Source organism: Streptomyces sp. NPDC002851 (assembly GCF_053591935.1).
Genome location: NZ_JBSFUT010000007.1, coordinates 170,710 through 187,047, shown reverse-complemented (window position 1 = coordinate 187,047; position 16,338 = coordinate 170,710). Strand labels below are relative to the sequence as shown.

General features: G+C 70.6%; 15 protein-coding genes. 8 read left to right on the top strand and 7 right to left on the bottom strand.

Annotation, left to right across the window (positions count from 1 at the left end; genetic code table 11):
• Positions 1-5: 5 nt before the first annotated feature.
• A complete protein-coding gene (locus ACWD10_RS10550; protein WP_451089138.1) occupies positions 6-671 on the bottom strand; it encodes a CGNR zinc finger domain-containing protein in 666 nt (221 codons plus the stop codon).
• 89 nt (positions 672-760) lie between these two features.
• On the opposite strand from ACWD10_RS10550, the gene ACWD10_RS10545 reads away from it, so the two are divergent.
• Positions 761-1,537, top strand: coding sequence for a class I SAM-dependent methyltransferase (locus ACWD10_RS10545; RefSeq protein ID WP_451089136.1), 777 nt, complete (start codon positions 761-763; stop codon positions 1,535-1,537).
• 96 nt (positions 1,538-1,633) lie between these two features.
• Here ACWD10_RS10545 and ACWD10_RS10540 read toward each other — a convergent pair whose 3' ends face one another.
• The 3 genes from ACWD10_RS10540 to ACWD10_RS10530 all read right to left on the bottom strand — a co-directional run bounded on the left by ACWD10_RS10540 (position 1,634) and on the right by ACWD10_RS10530 (position 4,351).
• Positions 1,634-2,395, bottom strand: coding sequence for an amino acid ABC transporter ATP-binding protein (locus ACWD10_RS10540; protein WP_451089134.1), 762 nt, complete (start codon positions 2,393-2,395; stop codon positions 1,634-1,636).
• A complete protein-coding gene (locus ACWD10_RS10535) occupies positions 2,392-3,330 on the bottom strand; it encodes an amino acid ABC transporter permease (protein WP_451089132.1) in 939 nt (312 codons plus the stop codon). Before ACWD10_RS10535 ends, ACWD10_RS10540 begins: the two co-directional genes overlap by 4 nt.
• A gap of 64 nt (positions 3,331-3,394) precedes the next feature.
• The gene (locus tag ACWD10_RS10530; RefSeq protein ID WP_451089130.1) at positions 3,395-4,351 is read right to left on the bottom strand and encodes an ABC transporter substrate-binding protein; all 957 of its coding nucleotides are present in this window, start codon (positions 4,349-4,351) and stop codon (positions 3,395-3,397) included.
• 523 nt (positions 4,352-4,874) lie between these two features.
• Between ACWD10_RS10530 and ACWD10_RS10525 the strand changes: the two genes are divergently transcribed.
• From ACWD10_RS10525 to ACWD10_RS10510, 4 genes are all read left to right on the top strand, one after another.
• Positions 4,875-6,086 carry an NAD(P)-dependent malic enzyme gene (locus ACWD10_RS10525; protein WP_451089129.1) on the top strand — a complete coding sequence of 404 codons (1,212 nt, stop codon included), beginning with the start codon at positions 4,875-4,877 and terminating at the stop codon, positions 6,084-6,086.
• Positions 6,087-6,278: 192 nt separating this feature from the next.
• Positions 6,279-6,878, top strand: a complete 600-nt coding sequence (locus ACWD10_RS10520; RefSeq protein ID WP_451089127.1) for a phosphoesterase — start codon at positions 6,279-6,281, stop codon at positions 6,876-6,878.
• Positions 6,875-8,440: an alkaline phosphatase D family protein gene (locus tag ACWD10_RS10515; protein WP_451089125.1), complete on the top strand. Its 1,566-nt coding sequence runs from the start codon at positions 6,875-6,877 to the stop codon at positions 8,438-8,440. The genes ACWD10_RS10520 and ACWD10_RS10515 overlap by 4 nt, the downstream gene beginning before the upstream one ends.
• A 90-nt stretch (positions 8,441-8,530) precedes the next feature.
• Positions 8,531-9,493, top strand: a complete 963-nt coding sequence (locus ACWD10_RS10510; RefSeq protein ID WP_451089123.1) for a zinc-binding dehydrogenase — start codon at positions 8,531-8,533, stop codon at positions 9,491-9,493.
• Between the two features lie 26 nt (positions 9,494-9,519).
• Here ACWD10_RS10510 and ACWD10_RS10505 read toward each other — a convergent pair whose 3' ends face one another.
• Both ACWD10_RS10505 and ACWD10_RS10500 read right to left on the bottom strand, forming a co-directional pair.
• Positions 9,520-10,488, bottom strand: a complete 969-nt coding sequence (locus ACWD10_RS10505) for a helix-turn-helix transcriptional regulator (protein WP_451089121.1) — start codon at positions 10,486-10,488, stop codon at positions 9,520-9,522.
• A gap of 1 nt (position 10,489) precedes the next feature.
• Positions 10,490-11,389, bottom strand: a complete 900-nt coding sequence (locus ACWD10_RS10500; RefSeq protein WP_451089119.1) for a DUF4097 family beta strand repeat-containing protein — start codon at positions 11,387-11,389, stop codon at positions 10,490-10,492.
• 206 nt (positions 11,390-11,595) lie between these two features.
• Here ACWD10_RS10500 and ACWD10_RS10495 point away from each other — a divergent pair, with 206 nt between their 5' ends.
• From ACWD10_RS10495 to helR, 3 genes are all read left to right on the top strand, one after another.
• Positions 11,596-12,459, top strand: a complete 864-nt coding sequence (locus ACWD10_RS10495; RefSeq protein WP_451089117.1) for a hypothetical protein — start codon at positions 11,596-11,598, stop codon at positions 12,457-12,459.
• 156 nt (positions 12,460-12,615) lie between these two features.
• Positions 12,616-13,860, top strand: a complete 1,245-nt coding sequence (locus ACWD10_RS10490; RefSeq protein WP_451089115.1) for a glycosyltransferase — start codon at positions 12,616-12,618, stop codon at positions 13,858-13,860.
• A gap of 14 nt (positions 13,861-13,874) precedes the next feature.
• Positions 13,875-16,097, top strand: a complete 2,223-nt coding sequence (gene helR, locus ACWD10_RS10485) for an RNA polymerase recycling motor ATPase HelR (RefSeq protein WP_451089275.1) — start codon at positions 13,875-13,877, stop codon at positions 16,095-16,097.
• Between the two features lie 16 nt (positions 16,098-16,113).
• Here helR and ACWD10_RS10480 read toward each other — a convergent pair whose 3' ends face one another.
• Positions 16,114-16,296, bottom strand: coding sequence for a DUF6104 family protein (locus ACWD10_RS10480; RefSeq protein WP_215025437.1), 183 nt, complete (start codon positions 16,294-16,296; stop codon positions 16,114-16,116).
• Positions 16,297-16,338: the final 42 nt, after the last annotated feature.

The window sequence follows — 16,338 nt, the reverse complement described above, 5'->3', positions numbered from 1 at the left end:
GCCGGTCAGCGGTCGTTCGCCGGTACCGCCTTCTGGGTGCTTTCCGCCGTGCGGCCGGTGTTCTCCCGGCGGTCCGGGCGGTCCGGGCGGTCGCGGCGCTCCCGTTGGGTCGCCTCCTCGCGCTTGCGGGCGCGGTAGGCCGCCACATTGGCGCGGGTCGCGCAGCGGTCCGAGCAGTAGCGCCGGGAGCGGTTCGTGGACGTGTCCAGGTACGCGTTGCGGCACGGGGCCGCCTGGCACAGGCCGAGCCGGTCGACGCCGTACTCGGTGAGATGGAAGGCCAGGCCCATGGAGGCGATGGCCGCGTAGCCCGCCGTCGCGTTCGACGGGTGGTCGGCCAGGTGCATGTGCCACAGGGGGCGGCCGTCCTCGTCCCGGTAGTCGTGCCCGGAGATCTGCGGGCTCACCGGGAATTCGAGCAGCAATGAATTCAGCAGGTCCACGGCTCGGGTCTCGTCGCCGCTGTCCGCCGCCTCGAAAACCGCGCGCAGGCGGGCGCGCACCGAACGGAACCGGGTCAGGTCCGAGTCCGTGGCGCGGCGGCCGCCCGTCGAGTCCTTGCCGAAGAGATCGCGGACCGCCTCGACCGAGGTGAGGGCGTCCTTGTTACGGGCCGGCTCCTCGCTGTTGACCAAGCGCACGGCATAGTCCGAGTAATAGGCCAGTTCCACTTGTAGTCCTTACGCGTGCGGGCTATCGTCGGGGCAAGCCTGTAATGGGCTTCTATCTAACCAGGGTATTACGCAGTGGAGGGGCTCCCGTGACCGGAAACAACGTCGGAACCGCTGCCGGAGCAACGGACTGGCGGGCCTGGCAGGACAGCTGGGACCGGCAGCAGGAGTGGTACATGCCGGACCGCGAGGAACGGTTCCGCGTGATGCTGGACATGGTCGAGGCCCTTGTGGGGCCCGAGGCCAGGGTTCTGGATCTTGCCTGCGGTACGGGGAGTATTACGGACCGCCTCCTTCGGAGGTTCCCGGACGCGAGCAGCACCGGGGTCGACCTCGACCCGGCGTTGCTCGCCATCGCCGAGGGCACCTTCGCCGGGGACGACCGGGTCACCTTCGTCACGGCCGATCTGAAGGACCCCGACTGGCCGGCGAAGCTGCCGTACGACCGCTATGACGCGATCCTCACGGCGACCGCGCTGCACTGGCTGCACAGTACCGACCTCGAGGTGCTCTACGGGCAGCTGGCCGGACTCGTACGGGACGGCGGGGTCTTCATGAACGCCGACCATATGCCCGACCCGGCCACCCCGCGGATCAACGCCGCGGACCGCACCCAGCGGCACGCGCGGCAGGCAGCGGCCAAGGCCGAGGGCGCCCTGGACTGGGCCGAGTGGTGGCAGGTGGCCGCCAAGGACCCGGTGCTCGCGGAGCCGACCGCGCGGCGGTTCGAGATCTACGGCGAGCACGCGGACGGCGACACCCCGCCCGCCGAGTGGCACGCGCGCGTACTGCGCGAGCAGGGCTTCGCGGAGGCCCGCACGGTGTGGGCCTCGCCGTCGGACGCGCTGGTGCTTGCGCTGAAGTAGCGGGCTGGCCGCACCGGCGGGGCGGCCCGTTCACCGCCGCAACGATGATCGGGCCGCCCTGTTTCCACGTCCCCCAGGGGACCTTGGACACGTCCGTCAGAGAACCTTGGAGAGGAACCCCTTGGTGCGCTCGTGCTGAGGGTTCGTCAGTACGTCCCTGGGGTGACCGGACTCGACCACGACGCCCTGGTCCATGAAGACCAGGTTGTCGCCGACCTCCCGGGCGAAGCCCATCTCGTGCGTGACGACGATCATCGTCATGCCGGACTCCGCGAGGTCGCCCATCACGTCCAGGACCTCGCCGACCAGCTCCGGGTCGAGCGCCGAGGTGGGCTCGTCGAAGAGCATCAGCTTCGGCTCCATGGCCAGGGCGCGGGCGATGGCCACCCGCTGCTGCTGGCCGCCGGAGAGCTGGGACGGGTAGTTGCCCGCCTTGTCGCCGAGGCCGACCCGGTCGAGCAGCCGCTCGGCGCGCTCCCGCGCGGTCGCCTTGGTCTCCTTCTTGACCTGGACCGGTGCCTCCATGACGTTCTCAAGGGCCGTCATGTGCGGGAACAGGTTGAAGCGCTGGAAGACCATGCCGATGTCCCGGCGCTGGAGCGCGACCTCGCTGTCCCTGAGCTCGTAGAGCTTGTCGCCCTTCTGCCGGTAGCCGACCAGCTCCCCGTCGACGTAGAGCCGACCGGCGTTGATCTGTTCCAGGTGGTTGATGCACCGCAGGAACGTCGACTTGCCGGAGCCGGACGGGCCGACGAGGCAGAACACCGAGCGCGGGTCCACCTCAAGGTCGATGCCCTTGAGGACCTCTACATGGCCGTAGGACTTGTGGACGCCCTCGGCCTTCACCATGGCGTTCATCGGCGGGCCTCCGGCGAGCGAGTGGAGAAGGAGAACAGGTTGGCCTTGAGCTTCTGCAGCGGCGTCGGCGGCAGGGCGTGCGTGGAGCCCCGGGCGTAGTACCGCTCCAGGTAGTACTGGCCGATGCTGAAGACCGTGGTCATGATGAGGTACCAGGCGGCGGCCAGGAACATCATCTCGACCGGGGCGCCGGAGCTCTGGCCGATGTCCGTGGACTCCTTGAGGAGCTCGTAATACTGCACCGCGGAGACGAGCGAGGTCGTCTTCAGCATGTTGATGACCTCGTTGCCGGTGGGCGGCACGATCATCCGCATCGCCTGCGGGATCACGATCCGGCGCAGCGTCTTGGCGTGGCTCATGCCCAGGGCGTTGGCCGCCTCGGTCTGGCCCTGGTCGACCGAGACCAGGCCGGCCCGGCAGATCTCGGCCATGTACGCGGCCTCGTTGAGGCCGAAGCCGAGCAGCGCCGTCAGGAACGGCGTCATGAAGTCGGACCACTCGTCCTTGTAGATCGGCCCGAGGTTCATGTACTCGAAGACGAAGCCCAGGTTGAACCAGACCATGAGCTGGACCAGGACCGGGGTGCCCCGGAAGAACCAGACGTAGAACCAGGCGATCGACGAGGTGACCGGGTTCTTCGACATCCGCATCACCGAGAGGATGATGCCGCCGACCACCCCGATCGCCATGGCGAGCGCGGTGAGGATCAGCGTCTCCTGCACACCGTGCAGGATCCGGCTGTCGAAGAAGTAGTCGGGCAGGATCGCCCAGTTGACCTTGCCCCTGGCGAAGGCGAGGACGATCGCGGCCAGCAAGCCCAGGGCGATGACGGCCGAGAGATAGCGGCCGTAGTGCCGGACGGGGATGGCCTTGATGGGGACGGGCGCGGCCGCAGGGGTCTCCGCGGCGTCCGTCTTGCTGGTGTCAACAGTCACGGGTAGTGCCTTTCAACAGCGAACAGTGCGCGTGAGCGAATGTGCGCTTACTGAGCGAATTCGCTTACTTGCCGCCGTTGATCTCGGCCTTCTCGATCATGCCGTCCTCGACGCCCCACTTGGCGATGATCTTTTCGTACTCGCCGTTCTTGATGATCGCGTCGAGAGCGGCCTTGAGGGCGTCCCGCAGCTCGGTCTTCGACTTCGGGACCGCGATGCCGTACGGAGCGGCCTGCACCTGCTCGCCGACGAGCTGGAAGTCCTTGCCGCCGCCGGAGGTCTTCACGGCGAACGCGGCGACCGGGAAGTCCGAAGAGCCGGCGTCCGCGCCCTTCGAGCGCAGCCGGGTCTGGGCCTGCTGGTCGTTGTCGTACGTCTCGATCTTGATCTTCTTCTTGTCGTCCTTCTCGCACTTCTTGGACTCGTCCTTGGCGAGGTCGTGCGAGACGGTGCCGCGCTGTACCACGATCTTCTTGCCGCACAGGTCGGACCAGGACTCGATGCCGTGGGTCTCGCCCTTGCGGGTGTAGATCGAGACGCCGGCCGAGAAGTAGTCGACGAAGTCGACGCCCTCGCCGACCTTCTTGCCCTTGTCCGGGTCGATGCCCTCCTGGCGCTCCTTGGTGTCGGTCATGGCCGACATAGCGATGTCGTAGCGGTTGGAGCGCAGGCCGCCCAGGAGGGTGTCGAAGGTGCCGTTCTCGAACTTGAACTCCACGCCGAGCTGCTTGCCCATGGCCTCGGCCAGGTCCAGGTCGATACCCACGACCTTGCCCGACTTGTCCTTGTACTCCACCGGCGGGTAGGCGATGTCCGATCCAACCTTGATGACTCCGGCGTTCCGGATGTCCTTGGGGAGCTTGTCGGCGAGCGGGGCGTTGTTCACCTTGTCGCTGCCGTTGGCGTCCTTGGTCTGGTCCCCGCAGCCCGAGAGCAGCAGGGCGCCCGCGACCGCGACAGCGCCGACCGCGGCTATTCGGGACCTCTTGGTGGCCGGTCGGCGGGTGGTGCTTGCGGTCATGGTGGGTTCCTCCGCAGGTGAAGGGGACGTCGTACTGAGTGGAGGGTGGGGCACGCGCCTTTGGGTGAAGCGCCCTCGTGTGGACCGCATCTTGCCATTCGGACGGCCCGAATCAGGGGGCCCGCTATGTCAAAATCGGATAACGGGCGCTGGTCGGAGCGTGTGGAACGGATCATTCCGGATACCGCACGGTAACCGGCAAACCAATTCTTTTCGCCGCAAAGACGGCGCATCTCGCTATGCGGACAGAGCGTCCGAACTTTTCGGTAAATCCGGGCATTCGGCCTAGGGTCGGCCTAGAGCGGAGCCGAATCCGGCTCGTCGGTGACCTGGACCATCCTGTAGAAAAGACGGTTACACCCCTCATCAGGGGCTCAGGGCGCGTGTGCGGCGCGCCCGCGCGTCCGTACCTCCCCTTGTGGAGGCGGGCCAACCGCCGATACAAGGCACGGACGCGGTGCCCGCCCACTCTCAACCAGGAGTGGACACCCTCAATGAATAAGACTTAAGGGGTCAGAGAAAAGTGGCAGCGGAGATCGTCAATCCTCGCAGCGAGGCCGGCGGGACGGAGGGCGCGGACGAGCCCTTCGACCCGGCCTTTGCGCTGCACCGCGGCGGCAAGATGGCCGTGCAGGCCACCGTGCCGGTCCGTGACAAGGACGACTTGTCCCTCGCGTACACACCCGGCGTTGCCAAGGTGTGCAGCGCCATCGCCGAGCAGCCGGAGCTCGTCCACGACTACACGTGGACCTCGAACGTGGTGGCGGTCGTCACCGACGGCACGGCCGTGCTCGGCCTCGGCGACATCGGTCCGTCCGCCTCCCTCCCGGTGATGGAGGGCAAGGCCATTCTGTTCAAGCAGTTCGGCGGCGTGGACGCGGTGCCGATCGCGCTGCAGACGACCAGCGTGGACGAGATCGTCGAGACCGTGGTCCGGATGGCGCCCTCCTTCGGCGGCGTCAACCTGGAGGACATCTCGGCACCGCGGTGCTTCGAGATCGAGAAGCGGCTCCAGGAGGAGCTGGACATCCCGGTCTTCCACGACGACCAGCACGGCACGGCGGTCGTGACGCTCGCGGCGCTGCGCAACGCGGCCAAGCTCACCGACCGGACCCTCGGCGAACTGCGCGCGGTCATCTCCGGCGCCGGTGCGGCGGGCGTCGCCATCGCCAAGTTCCTGCTCGAAGCGGGCATCGGGGACGTGGCGGTCGCGGACCGCAAGGGCATCGTCAGCGCCGACCGGGACGACCTCACCCCGGTCAAGCGGGAGCTCGCCGAGCTCACCAACAAGGCGGGCCTGTCCGGCTCCCTGGAGGCCGCCCTGGACGGCGCCGATGTGTTCATCGGTGTCTCCGGCGGTACGGTCCCGGAGCCGGCCGTCGCCTCGATGGCGCCGAACTCCTTCGTGTTCGCCATGGCCAACCCGACCCCCGAGGTCCACCCGGACGTCGCGCACAAGTACGCGGCCGTGGTCGCCACCGGGCGCTCGGACTACCCGAACCAGATCAACAACGTGCTCGCGTTCCCCGGCATCTTCGCGGGCGCGCTCCAGGTCCGTGCCTCCCGGATCACCGAGGGCATGAAGATCGCGGCGGCCGAGGCGCTGGCGGAGGTCGTCGGTGACGACCTGTCCGCGGAGTACGTCATCCCGTCGCCGTTCGACGAGCGGGTGGCTCCGGCCGTGACGGCGGCCGTGGCCGCGGCGGCGCGGGCGGAGGGCGTTGCGCGCCGCTGAGCGTAGAAGCCGTATAGCCGCTGAGGGGCCCTGCCTGATGGCAGGGCCCCTTTGTGTGTCCGGAACCTCCGCCCGCAGGGCAACTTGTCTGTACAACTGAATGCGAAAGATTCGCGGAAGCTCTTCCCCGGGTTCACCTGGTGCTGATGTGATGCCACGCGCCAACTTCCCTCTCTGCACCAGGAGGCGTGCGTGAATCTCGTCGTGAACGGAGACGCCGAGAGCGGTCCGGGCGGCACCGCGGACCCGGTCGGCTCGGTGACCGGCTGGCAGGTCGTGCAGGGTGCGCCCGCCCTGATCGACTACAGCTTCGGCGGGGGCTACCCGAGCCCGTCCGACCCGGGCCCGGACCGGCGCGGCAGCCGGTTCTTCTCCGGCGGGAACTCCCCGCGTACCGCCCTGCTCCAGGACATCGAGCTGCCCAAGGACGGCGCCACCGGTCGGGCCGCCGTCGACGCGGGCAAGGTGCGCTACGCGGTCACCGGCTGGCTCGGCGGTTACGCGGGGCAGGAGGACGGGGCCCGGCTCTCCGTGGAGTTCCGGGACGCCAAGGGCACCCCGGTCGCGCTGAGCGTGCTCGGCCCCGTCACCGCCGCTGAACGGTCCGGCGCCACGGGGATGGTGAAGCGGACCGCCGAGGCCGCGGTGCCGCCCGGCGCGCGCACCGCCCGCGTCCTCCTCGTCCTCACCCGGACCGGAAGCGGAACCTCCAACGACGGTTACGCCGACGCCCTCTCTCTCACCCTGACCGCCACCGCCACCGCCGCGACTGCCACCGGAGCCCGCCGATGACCCTCAACCGCCGCGATCTGCTGAAGGCCGCGGGCGCCGCCGGAGCCCTCGGCGCCGCCTGGCCGCTGAGCGTCGGCCTCTCGCCCGCGCAGGCCCGTACCGCCGCCGAGGCGCTCGGCGCCACGTACGACCCGGCGCCGTTCACGCTCGGCGTCGCCTCGGGCGACCCGCAGCCCACCAGCGTGGTGCTCTGGACCAAGCTCGCCCCCGAGCCGTTCGCCGCCGAACAGGAGCTGCCCGAGATCGTCGAGGTCGAGTGGGTCGTCGCCCGCGACGAGCAACTGCGCGATGTGGTCGCCAAGGGCACCGCCCCCGCATCCGCCACGCTCGGCCACAGTGTGCACATCCCCGTCGGCGGGCTCACCGCGGGCCGCCACTACTGGTACGCGTTCAAGGCCCTGGGGAAGACCTCACGCGTCGGTCGTACGAAGACGGCCGCTGTCGGCAAGCTCGCCACCGTCCGCTTCGCCACCGCCAACTGCCAGGCGTTCCACGACGGCTACTACGCCGCCCACCGCGGCATCGCCCGCGAGAACGTCGACTTCGTCATCCACCTCGGCGACTACATCTACGAGCACGGCCAGGTCGGCGGCGTCCCCGAGGACCACGTCCGCGACCACGACGGCCCGGAGACCCTCACCCTCGCCGACTACCGCAAGCGCTACGCCCTCTACAAGGGCGACCCATCGCTGCGCGAGGCGCACGCCGCCCACCCCTGGTTCCTCACCTGGGACGACCACGAGGTCTACAACGACTACAGCGGTACGGGCGGCGGGGCGCCGTTCCTGCAGCGGCGCGCGGCCGCGTACCAGGCGTGGTTCGAGCACATGCCGCACCGCGACAGCTTCGGCGGCTCGGCCCTTCCGGACCCGGAGATCCACCGCGTCCGCCGCTGGGGCGACCTGCTCGAACTCACCGTCCTCGACCTGCGCTCGTACCGCTCCGCACAGAACCTCCCGGACGGCACGATCCTCGGCACCGAGCAGAAGTCCTGGCTGAAGAAGGGCGTGAGCGAGGCTCCCGACGCGTGGCACGTCTGGGCCAACTCGATCATGCTCAGCCAGCTGCGCGGCAAGCCCGGCGGCTCGTACATGTTCACCGACCAGTGGGACGGCTTCCTCGCGGAGCGCAAGGAGGTCCTCGGGCACGTCCACCAGGCCGGTCTGGAGGACCTGGTGGTCCTGACGGGTGACTGGCACTCTGCGTTCGTGGACGACGTGCGCGTGGACTTCGACGACACCGATTCTCCTTTGGTGGGTACGGAGTTCACGGCGCACTCGGTGACGTCGGGCGCGTACAGCGCGAGCTGGAACGAGACGAACGGCCCGCTGATGGGCAAGGCCAACCCGCATCTGAAGTACTTCGAGGGCAACCGGTACGGCTACGACGTGTACGAGGTCACGCCGGAACGGTTCAGCGCGCATATGCGGGTGATCGAGGACCGGCGGGACCCGAAGTCACCGGTGTCGACGCTGACGACGTTCCACGTGGACCGGGGCAAGGTCGGGTCGTACGAGGACGAGGCGACCAAGGGGTCGCCCGCGCAGTACCGGAGGGATTAACAGCACGGGTTCGGGAGCGGCACCCGGTGCAGTCGGCGTCACACCGGGTGCCTGTTCCGCAAAGCCGCGCCCGCGCCCTATCGTCGGGCCATGTTCGCTGCATACGCCGCCCGTATCGACCGTGACCAGCCGCTCAGTGGCCTCGAGTTGGGGGAGCGCCCGGCCCCCGAGGAGCGTCCCGCCTGGAGCACCATCGACGTCAAGGCCGCCTCGCTCAACCACCACGACCTCTGGTCCCTGCGCGGCGTCGGCCTCGCCGAGGACAAGCTGCCGATGATCCTCGGCTGTGACGCCGCGGGTGTCGACGCCGACGGGAACGAAGTCGTCCTGCACTCCGTGATCGGCCAGTCGGGCCACGGCGTCGGCCCGGACGAACCCCGCTCCATCCTCACCGAGCGTTACCAGGGCACCTTCGCCGAGCAGGTCTCCGTGCCCACCTGGAACGTGCTGCCCAAGCCGAAGGAGCTGAGCTTCGCCGAGGCCGCCTGTCTGCCGACCGCCTGGCTGACGGCGTACCGGATGCTCTTCACCAACGCGGGCGTACGCCCCGGTGATTCCGTCCTGGTGCAGGGCGCGGGCGGCGGCGTCGCCACGGCCGCGATCGTCCTCGGCAAGGCGGCCGGTCTGAAGGTCTTCGCCACCAGCCGCGACGAGGCCAAGCGCAAGCGGGCGCTGGAACTCGGCGCCGTCGAGGCCGTGGAGACCGGCGCCCGGCTGCCGCAGCGCGTGGACGCCGTCATCGAGACGGTCGGCGCGGCCACCTGGTCGCACTCGATCAAGTCCCTGCGCCCCGGCGGCACCCTGGTGATCTCCGGCGCGACCAGCGGCGACAAGCCCTCGCACGCCGAACTGACCCGGATCTTCTTCCTGGAGCTGAAGGTGGTCGGCTCGACCATGGGCTCCAAGGACGAACTGGAGGACCTGCTCTCCTTCTGCGCCGCCACCGGCGTACGCCCCGTCATCGACGAGATCCTGCCGCTCGACCGCGCCCGCGAGGGCTTCGAACGGATGGAGTCGGGCGGCCAGTTCGGCAAGATCGTGCTGACCGTGTGACGGTCCAGGGCCTGGCAGGGGAGAGGTCAGCTCCGCAGAATGGCGCCGATGTGGGCCGCCGCCGCCGACAAATGGCGGCGGGTGTCGCGGAGTTGGTCCTCCGTCACGCCGTGGTCGCGGGCCGCGTCGCGGATGTCGTCGCGGAAGCGGTCGAGCAGGCGGTCCAGGTCGCGGGCCGGGTTTCCGGTCGGGGGCTCGTGGGCCCAGGTGGGCTCGTCCGGTGTGGCGGAGCCTTCGGTGGCCGCGCCCGCGGTGTCCGCGGGTGCGGTCGTCTCCGTGCGGCCGCCGAAGCGGGCGAACTCGCGGGAGATTTCCGAGAGACCCTCGCGCAGGCCCGTCGGCCAGTCGCCGCGCGCGAAATGGTCCTGTACCTGCTCCTGGACCCGGCGGGCGATCCGCTGCACCTCCTGGCGGGCCTCGTCCTGCGCCTCCTTCGCGAGCCGGTGCGCCTCCCTGGCCTCCTCGCGGGCCCGCCGCGACTCGTCCTTGGCGCGGCGGGTCTGCTCCTTCCACTCCTCCTTGGCGCGGCGCAGCTCCTCCTTCGCCGTACGCCAGTTCTCCTGGTCCGAGGCGGAGGAGCCCGCGGCGGCCCGCGGACCGCCGCGCCGTCGGGTCTCGTGCGCCGCCGCCCGCACCTCGCGGCGCAGATGGCCCGCGGCGCCGCGCACGTCGTCCCGGATCTCGGCGGCCAGTTCGGCCACCGACTCCCGGATCTCCAGTTCCAGATCGGCCAACTCGCCGCTGCGCGCGGCCAGTTCGGCGCGGCCCGCGTCGGTGATCGAGTAGACCTTGCGGCCGCCCTCGGTGGTGTGCGTGACCAGGCCCTCGGCCTCCAGCTTCGCCAGGCGCGGATAGACCGTGCCCGCGGACGGCGCGTACAGGCCCTGGAAGCGCTCCTCCAGAAGCCGGATCACTTCGTAGCCGTGCCGCGGCGCCTCGTCGAGCAGCTTGAGGAGGTAGAGGCGGAGTCGGCCGTGGGCGAAGACGGGGGCCATGTCAGAGCACCTTCCCGGTCGTGGCGCCGCCGTCGGCCGAGGTGTCACCGTCGGCCGGGGCGTCATCGTCGTCGTCCGGGCGGCGGAGCAGCGCGATCGAGCCGGAGACGGTGGACGCGTGAAGGAGTCCGGTGCCCTCGCCGAGCCGCCCGGACAGCCGCCACGACGTGCCCCATTCGCCACCGCGCCCGGAGTGCAGCTCCGGGAACGCGCTGGAGATCCGGCCGCTCGCCGAGTCCGCCTCGACGATCGTGTCCACCGGGTCCGGAAGCCGTACCGCGATCTCGCCGGAGACGGTGTGCAGGCGCACGTCCGCGGCCGGTACCCGCGGCGCGAAGTCGACGACCATGGGGCCGCTGACCGACTCGGCCCGGACCGCGGCCCCCGCCGTGTCCAGCATGGTCAGGCCGCCCGACACCGTGTTGAAGCGCAGCTCGCCCGCGGTCCCCTGGGTCTCGATGGAGCCGCTGACGGTCTCCGCGCGTACGTCGCCGGAGAGCCCGACGAGCGTGGTGTCGCCGTTGACGCCCTTCACCGAGGTGCGGCCGGTGATGCCGGAGACCACGGCGTGCGCGCTGACCACGCCGACCTCGACCGCGGTGCCCGCCGGGACGGCCAGCGAGACGACGGCGCTGCGCCGCCAGCCCTTGGGGGCGAGCCACTTGAGGAAGCCCTTCCAGGGCAGGTCGTCATACGCCACGGTGAGCGTGGCGCCCTCGTGCGTGACGGTCAGGGGGGTGCCGACGACCTCGGAGATCTCCAGGCGGGCGGTGGTGTCGTCGGTACCCACGACGTTCACCGCGCCATTGGCGACGCGGACGCTGACCAGGGCGGGCGGCCGTTCGAAGGTGAGCGTGCGTGGCTCGGCGACCTGCCAGGACGTCTCCGGCGGCTCTGTCATGGTGCTGACCTCCTGGGTCCCGACTGAACGCGCCATATCGCGTCCTCCGCGATACACGCTATATCGCGGATACGGGAAGTCAAGTCGCCGACGGCCGGGTCGCCGTCGAGCCGCCGCCGGACCGCCGCGGGACCGTCGCCGAGTCGGCGGCTATCGCGAACGGCCGTACCCGGGCCAACCGGGACAAAGTGCCCTAGCGTGGGGCTGTGTCGTCCACGTCGTCGCCCTCGCCGCCCTCATCGAATCAGGCTCCAACGCCGCCCGAGCCCGTCGGCGCGCTGCTGCTCTGCCGGGCCGAGCCCGCGGCCGTCGGGCCCATGGCCCAACTGCTGCGTGAACGGCTCCTGCTTGCCCCGGCCGGACCGGACTGGAGCGTGCTCGTGCCCGAGGGGCGGCCGTGGCTCCTGGGGCAGGCCCCGGTCGACCGCGTGCTCAACGGCTGGACCGCCGCCCTGGCCGTCGGCACGGCCTGGCCGGTGCTCGCCCTGTGGTGGGACGCCGACCACGCCGGATGCACCCTGGCATCCGGCTTCCGCCGCACGGTCGGGTACGAGTGGCTGGCCGACGGCACCCCGGTCGGCGAGCTGGAGGCGATGGTCACGCTCGCCGCGCGGCTCGGCCTCGACCCCGTGCTCGACGTACAGGCCCTGGAGGACCTGACCCGCACGTCGGGCGCGGCCGCCGGGTCCGACGCCCGCGCGCGGCTGCTCGGCCTGCTCGCGGTCCTGGCCCGCACCGGCCTCGCCCTGCCCGACGGCCTCACGCCGGGCGCGCCCGCGGACCAGCTGTGCGCGGCGCTCCGCGGTCGGCCGGAGGTGCGGCAGGTCGAGTGGACGGGCTGGCGGGAGGCGGTACGCGCGGAGCTGGGCGCGGTGGGGGCCCGGCCGCTCGGACCGCGCGGGGGCGCGGTCCAGCCCCGGGGCTTCGCCATGGCCCAGCTCGCGGCCGGTCTGCCGCTGACGGTCTGGGGCGTACGACGGCGGAGTGCCGGGTGGGTGGTGGCGGGGGCGGTGCTCGTGGCGCAGGGACTGTTCGGGCTGGCCCGTGGGGCGATGCGGCCTCGGGACTGAGGCTGGAAGGCGCCCTGAAAAAGCGAAACGGCAAGGAGTTCTTCTCCTTGCCACTCTCAACGTATAGCGCACTGGGGGCCTTGCGGCAAGGCCCCCCTCATACCGCAGAATTGCCGGCCGACGCCAAAAAGCTGCGGAAATGGGGAGATTCGCGAAGTGCGTGTTGTGTTGTCAACGTATGGGTCCCGGGGGGACGTTGAACCACTGGTGGGGCTCGCGGTGGAGCTGCGGGCCCTGGGCGCGGACGTACGGGTGTGCGCGCCGCCGGATGAGGACTTCGCGCAGCGGTTGGCCGGGGTCGGTGTGCCGCTGGTGCCGGTCGGCCGGTCGGCGCGCGCCCTGGCGGCCGGGGCGCCGCCGCCCGCGGCTGGGCTGCCCCAGCGCGCGGCCGAATTGATCGCCGCGCAGTTCGAAGCGGTCACCGCGGCGGCCGAGGGATGCGACGTCCTGGTGGCGACCGGCATGATGCCGGCCGCGGCGGGCGCCCGGTCGGTGGCCGAGAAGCTGGGCATCCCGTCCGTGTCCGTGACCTTCCAGCAGGTCACCCTGCCGTCGCCGTACCACGCGCCGATTCCGTATCCGGGCCGCCCGTTCCCGCCGGAGGTGACCGACAACCGGGCGCTCTGGGACCTGGACGCCGAGAGCATCGACGCGCTGTTCGGCGAGGCGCTCAACACCAACCGGGCGTCGGCCGGACTGCCGCCGGTGGAGCACGTCCGTGACTACGTCTTCGGGGACCGGCCGTGGCTGGCGACGGACCCGGTCCTCGACCCGTGGCGGGAACCGGCGGAGCTCGATGTCGTGCAGACCGGCGCGTGGATCCTGCCCGATGAACGGCCGCTCCCGGACGAGCTGTTGGCGTTCCTGGACGCCGGAACACCACCGGTGTACGTGGGCTTCGGCAGCATGCCCATGCATACGTCGACGGACCCCGCACAAGTGGCCATCGAGGCGGTCCGCGCGCAGGGCCGCCGCGCGGTCGTCGCCCGCGGCTGGGCCGACCTGGACCTGATCGACGACCGGGACGACTGCTTCGTGGTCGGCGAGGTCAACCAGCAGGCGCTGTTCGGCCGCGTTGCCGCCGTCGTGCACCACGGTGGCGCGGGCACCACGACGACGGCCGCCCGGGCCGGTGCGCCTCAGGTGGTGGTGCCCCAGCTGGCGGACCAGCCGTACTGGGCGGGCCGCGTGGCCGAGTTGGGCATCGGCGCGGCGCACGACGGCCCGACGCCGACCTTCGCGTCCCTGTCGGCCGCGCTCGGCACGGCCCTGACCCGCGAGACCCGCGCACGAGCGACCGCCGTGGCCGGAACGATCCGCACCGACGGGGCGGCGGTGGCCGCGAAGCTGCTGCTGGACATGGTCGGCACAGCCGGCCGAGAAACGGAGATGATGGCTTGACTTCCCGGACTTCCCTGACCACCAGCACCACCAGCACCACCAGCACCACCAGCGCTTTTGACCTGCCCGACCGCCTCGCCGCCAAGGCCGACCCGGCGCTGATCGACCGGGACGAGCAGCACTTCGCGGCCATCGCGGAGTGCCTCGAGCAGACCATCGCCGAACTGTCCGACCGCCTCGACGCCGAGCTCAAGGCACCCGGCGGTACGGGCCAGGAGGCCATGGACCGGGACATCGAGGTGCACCGGCTGAGCGCGCGGCTGCGCACCCTGCGCCGCTTCGGTCTGGATCTGTGCCTGGGGCGCATAGTCAGCGCGGACGACCCCGAGCCCGTCTACATCGGCCGCCTCGGCCTCACGGACAGCGCGGGCCGTCGGCTGCTGCTCGACTGGCGCTCGCCCGCGGCCGAGCCGTTCTTCGGGGCCACCCACGGCAACCCGATGGGGCTTGCGAGCCGCCGCAGATATCGCTGGACCGGCGGCCGGATCAGCGACTACTGGGACGAGGTGTTCACCGACGTGTTCACCGGCGGGCTCGAGGGACATGCCGCGCTCGACGACCAGTCCGCCTTCGTCGCCAGCCTGGGCGGCAACCGGTCGTCCCGGATGCGCGATGTGCTCGGCACCATCCAGGCCGACCAGGACGCCATCATCCGCGCGGGTTCCCGCGGCGCGCTCGTCGTCGACGGCGGCCCGGGTACGGGGAAGACCGTCGTCGCGCTGCACCGCTCCGCCCACCTCCTCTACTCCGACCCTCGCCTCGGTCACCGTCGGGGCGGCGTGCTGTTCGTCGGTCCGCACCGGCCGTATCTGGCGTACGTCTCGGACGTTCTGCCCAGCCTCGGCGAGGAGGGCGTGCAGACCTGCATCCTGCGGGACCTCGTGGCGGAAGGAGCCCGGGCGGCGGTCGAGACCGACCCGGACGTGGCCCGCCTGAAGTCGTCCGCGGACATGGTGAAGGCCATCGAGACGGCCGTACGGTTCTACGAAGAGCCGCCCACCGAGGGCATGACGGTATCGACCCACTGGGACGACATCTGGCTGAGCCCCGACGACTGGGCCGAGGCGTTCGCCGCCGTAGAACCCGGCACTCCGCACAACGAGGGGCGCGACCAGATCTGGGAGGAACTGGTCACGATCCTCAGGGACAAGACGAACAAGACGGACAAGAACGGCGACGGCAGCGACATCTCGCCCGACCTGTTCCGGAGATCGCTGCTACAGAACAAAGAACTGACCACGACCCTCGGCCGGGCATGGCCGCTGATCGAAGCGGCCGACCTCGTCGGGGACCTCTGGGAGGTGCCCGCCTACCTGCGGATGTGCGCTCCCTGGCTCAGCCGCGACGACATACGCACCTTGCGGCGCAAGGACCCGCAGGCCTGGACGGTGTCCGACCTGCCGCTCCTGGACGCGGCGCGGCAGCGGCTCGGCGACCCGGAGGCATCCCGCCGTAAGCGTCGGCACGAGGCCGCCGTCGCCGCCGAACGCGCGCGCATGGCCAGGGTCGTGGACGACCTGATCGAGGTCGCCGACGACGCGTACGGGACGGGCCTGGTGACGATGCTCCGCGGCGAGGACTTCCAGGACGCCCTGGTCGACGAGGCCTCCCTCACCAGGGCCGAACCGGACCTGCTCGCCGGTCCGTTCGCGCACATCGTCGTGGACGAGGCTCAGGAACTGACCGACGCCGAATGGCAGATGCTGCTGCTCCGCTGCCCGTCCCGGAGCTTCACCATCGTCGGGGACCGCGCGCAGGCGCGGCACGGGTTCACGGAGTCATGGCAGGAACGTCTGGAACGGGTCGGGCTCGACCGGATCAACCTGGCGTCCCTGAGTATCAATTACCGGACGCCGGAGGAGGACATGACGGAGGCCGAGCCGGTCATCAGGGCCGCGCTCCCGGACGCCAACGTGCCGACGTCCATCCGCAGCGGCGAAGTCCCCGTGGTCCACGGGTCCGTTACGGAGCGGGACTCGATCCTCGACGCGTGGCTCGCCGCGCATGCCGAGGGGATCGCCTGCGTCATCGGGGCTGCTGGCATCGAAGAGGGGGCGTTCCGGCCGACGACGTCCCGCGTACGGTCGCTGACGCCGGAGCTGTCGAAGGGGCTTGAGTTCGACCTGGTCGTGCTCATCGACCCGGAGGAGTTCGGTACGGGCATCGAAGGTGCGGTGGACCGCTATGTGGCGATGACCCGGGCGACGCAGCAGCTCGTGATCCTCACGAGCTCCTGATCAAGGCCGCACGGAGTCACACGTCGTCGTCCTCGTCGTCCAGGCGCGCCAGCCAGGTGGCGAGCCGCTCGACCGGGACCTCGAAGTCCGGGTTCAGGTCCACGAACGTGCGCAGCTGCTCGGCGAGCCACTCGAAGGTGACCTCTTCCTCGCCGCGCCGCTTCTCCAGTTCCTCGATGCCACGGTCCGTGAAGTACATGCGATCAGAATAGGCCGACGGGCCCGCACCCCGAGAATCCCG

Excerpts from the sequence above, each read along its gene's own strand:
- ACWD10_RS10530 (WP_451089130.1), bottom strand. The coding sequence starts at position 4,351 with ATGACCGCAAGCACCACCCGCCGACCGGCCACCAAGAGGTCCCGAATA.
- ACWD10_RS10510 (WP_451089123.1), top strand. The coding sequence starts at position 8,531 with ATGTTCGCTGCATACGCCGCCCGTATCGACCGTGACCAGCCGCTCAGT.
- ACWD10_RS10540 (WP_451089134.1), bottom strand. The coding sequence starts at position 2,395 with ATGAACGCCATGGTGAAGGCCGAGGGCGTCCACAAGTCCTACGGCCAT.
- ACWD10_RS10515 (WP_451089125.1), top strand. The coding sequence starts at position 6,875 with ATGACCCTCAACCGCCGCGATCTGCTGAAGGCCGCGGGCGCCGCCGGA.
- ACWD10_RS10480 (WP_215025437.1), bottom strand. The coding sequence starts at position 16,296 with ATGTACTTCACGGACCGTGGCATCGAGGAACTGGAGAAGCGGCGCGGC.
- ACWD10_RS10500 (WP_451089119.1), bottom strand. The coding sequence starts at position 11,389 with ATGACAGAGCCGCCGGAGACGTCCTGGCAGGTCGCCGAGCCACGCACG.
- ACWD10_RS10505 (WP_451089121.1), bottom strand. The coding sequence starts at position 10,488 with ATGGCCCCCGTCTTCGCCCACGGCCGACTCCGCCTCTACCTCCTCAAG.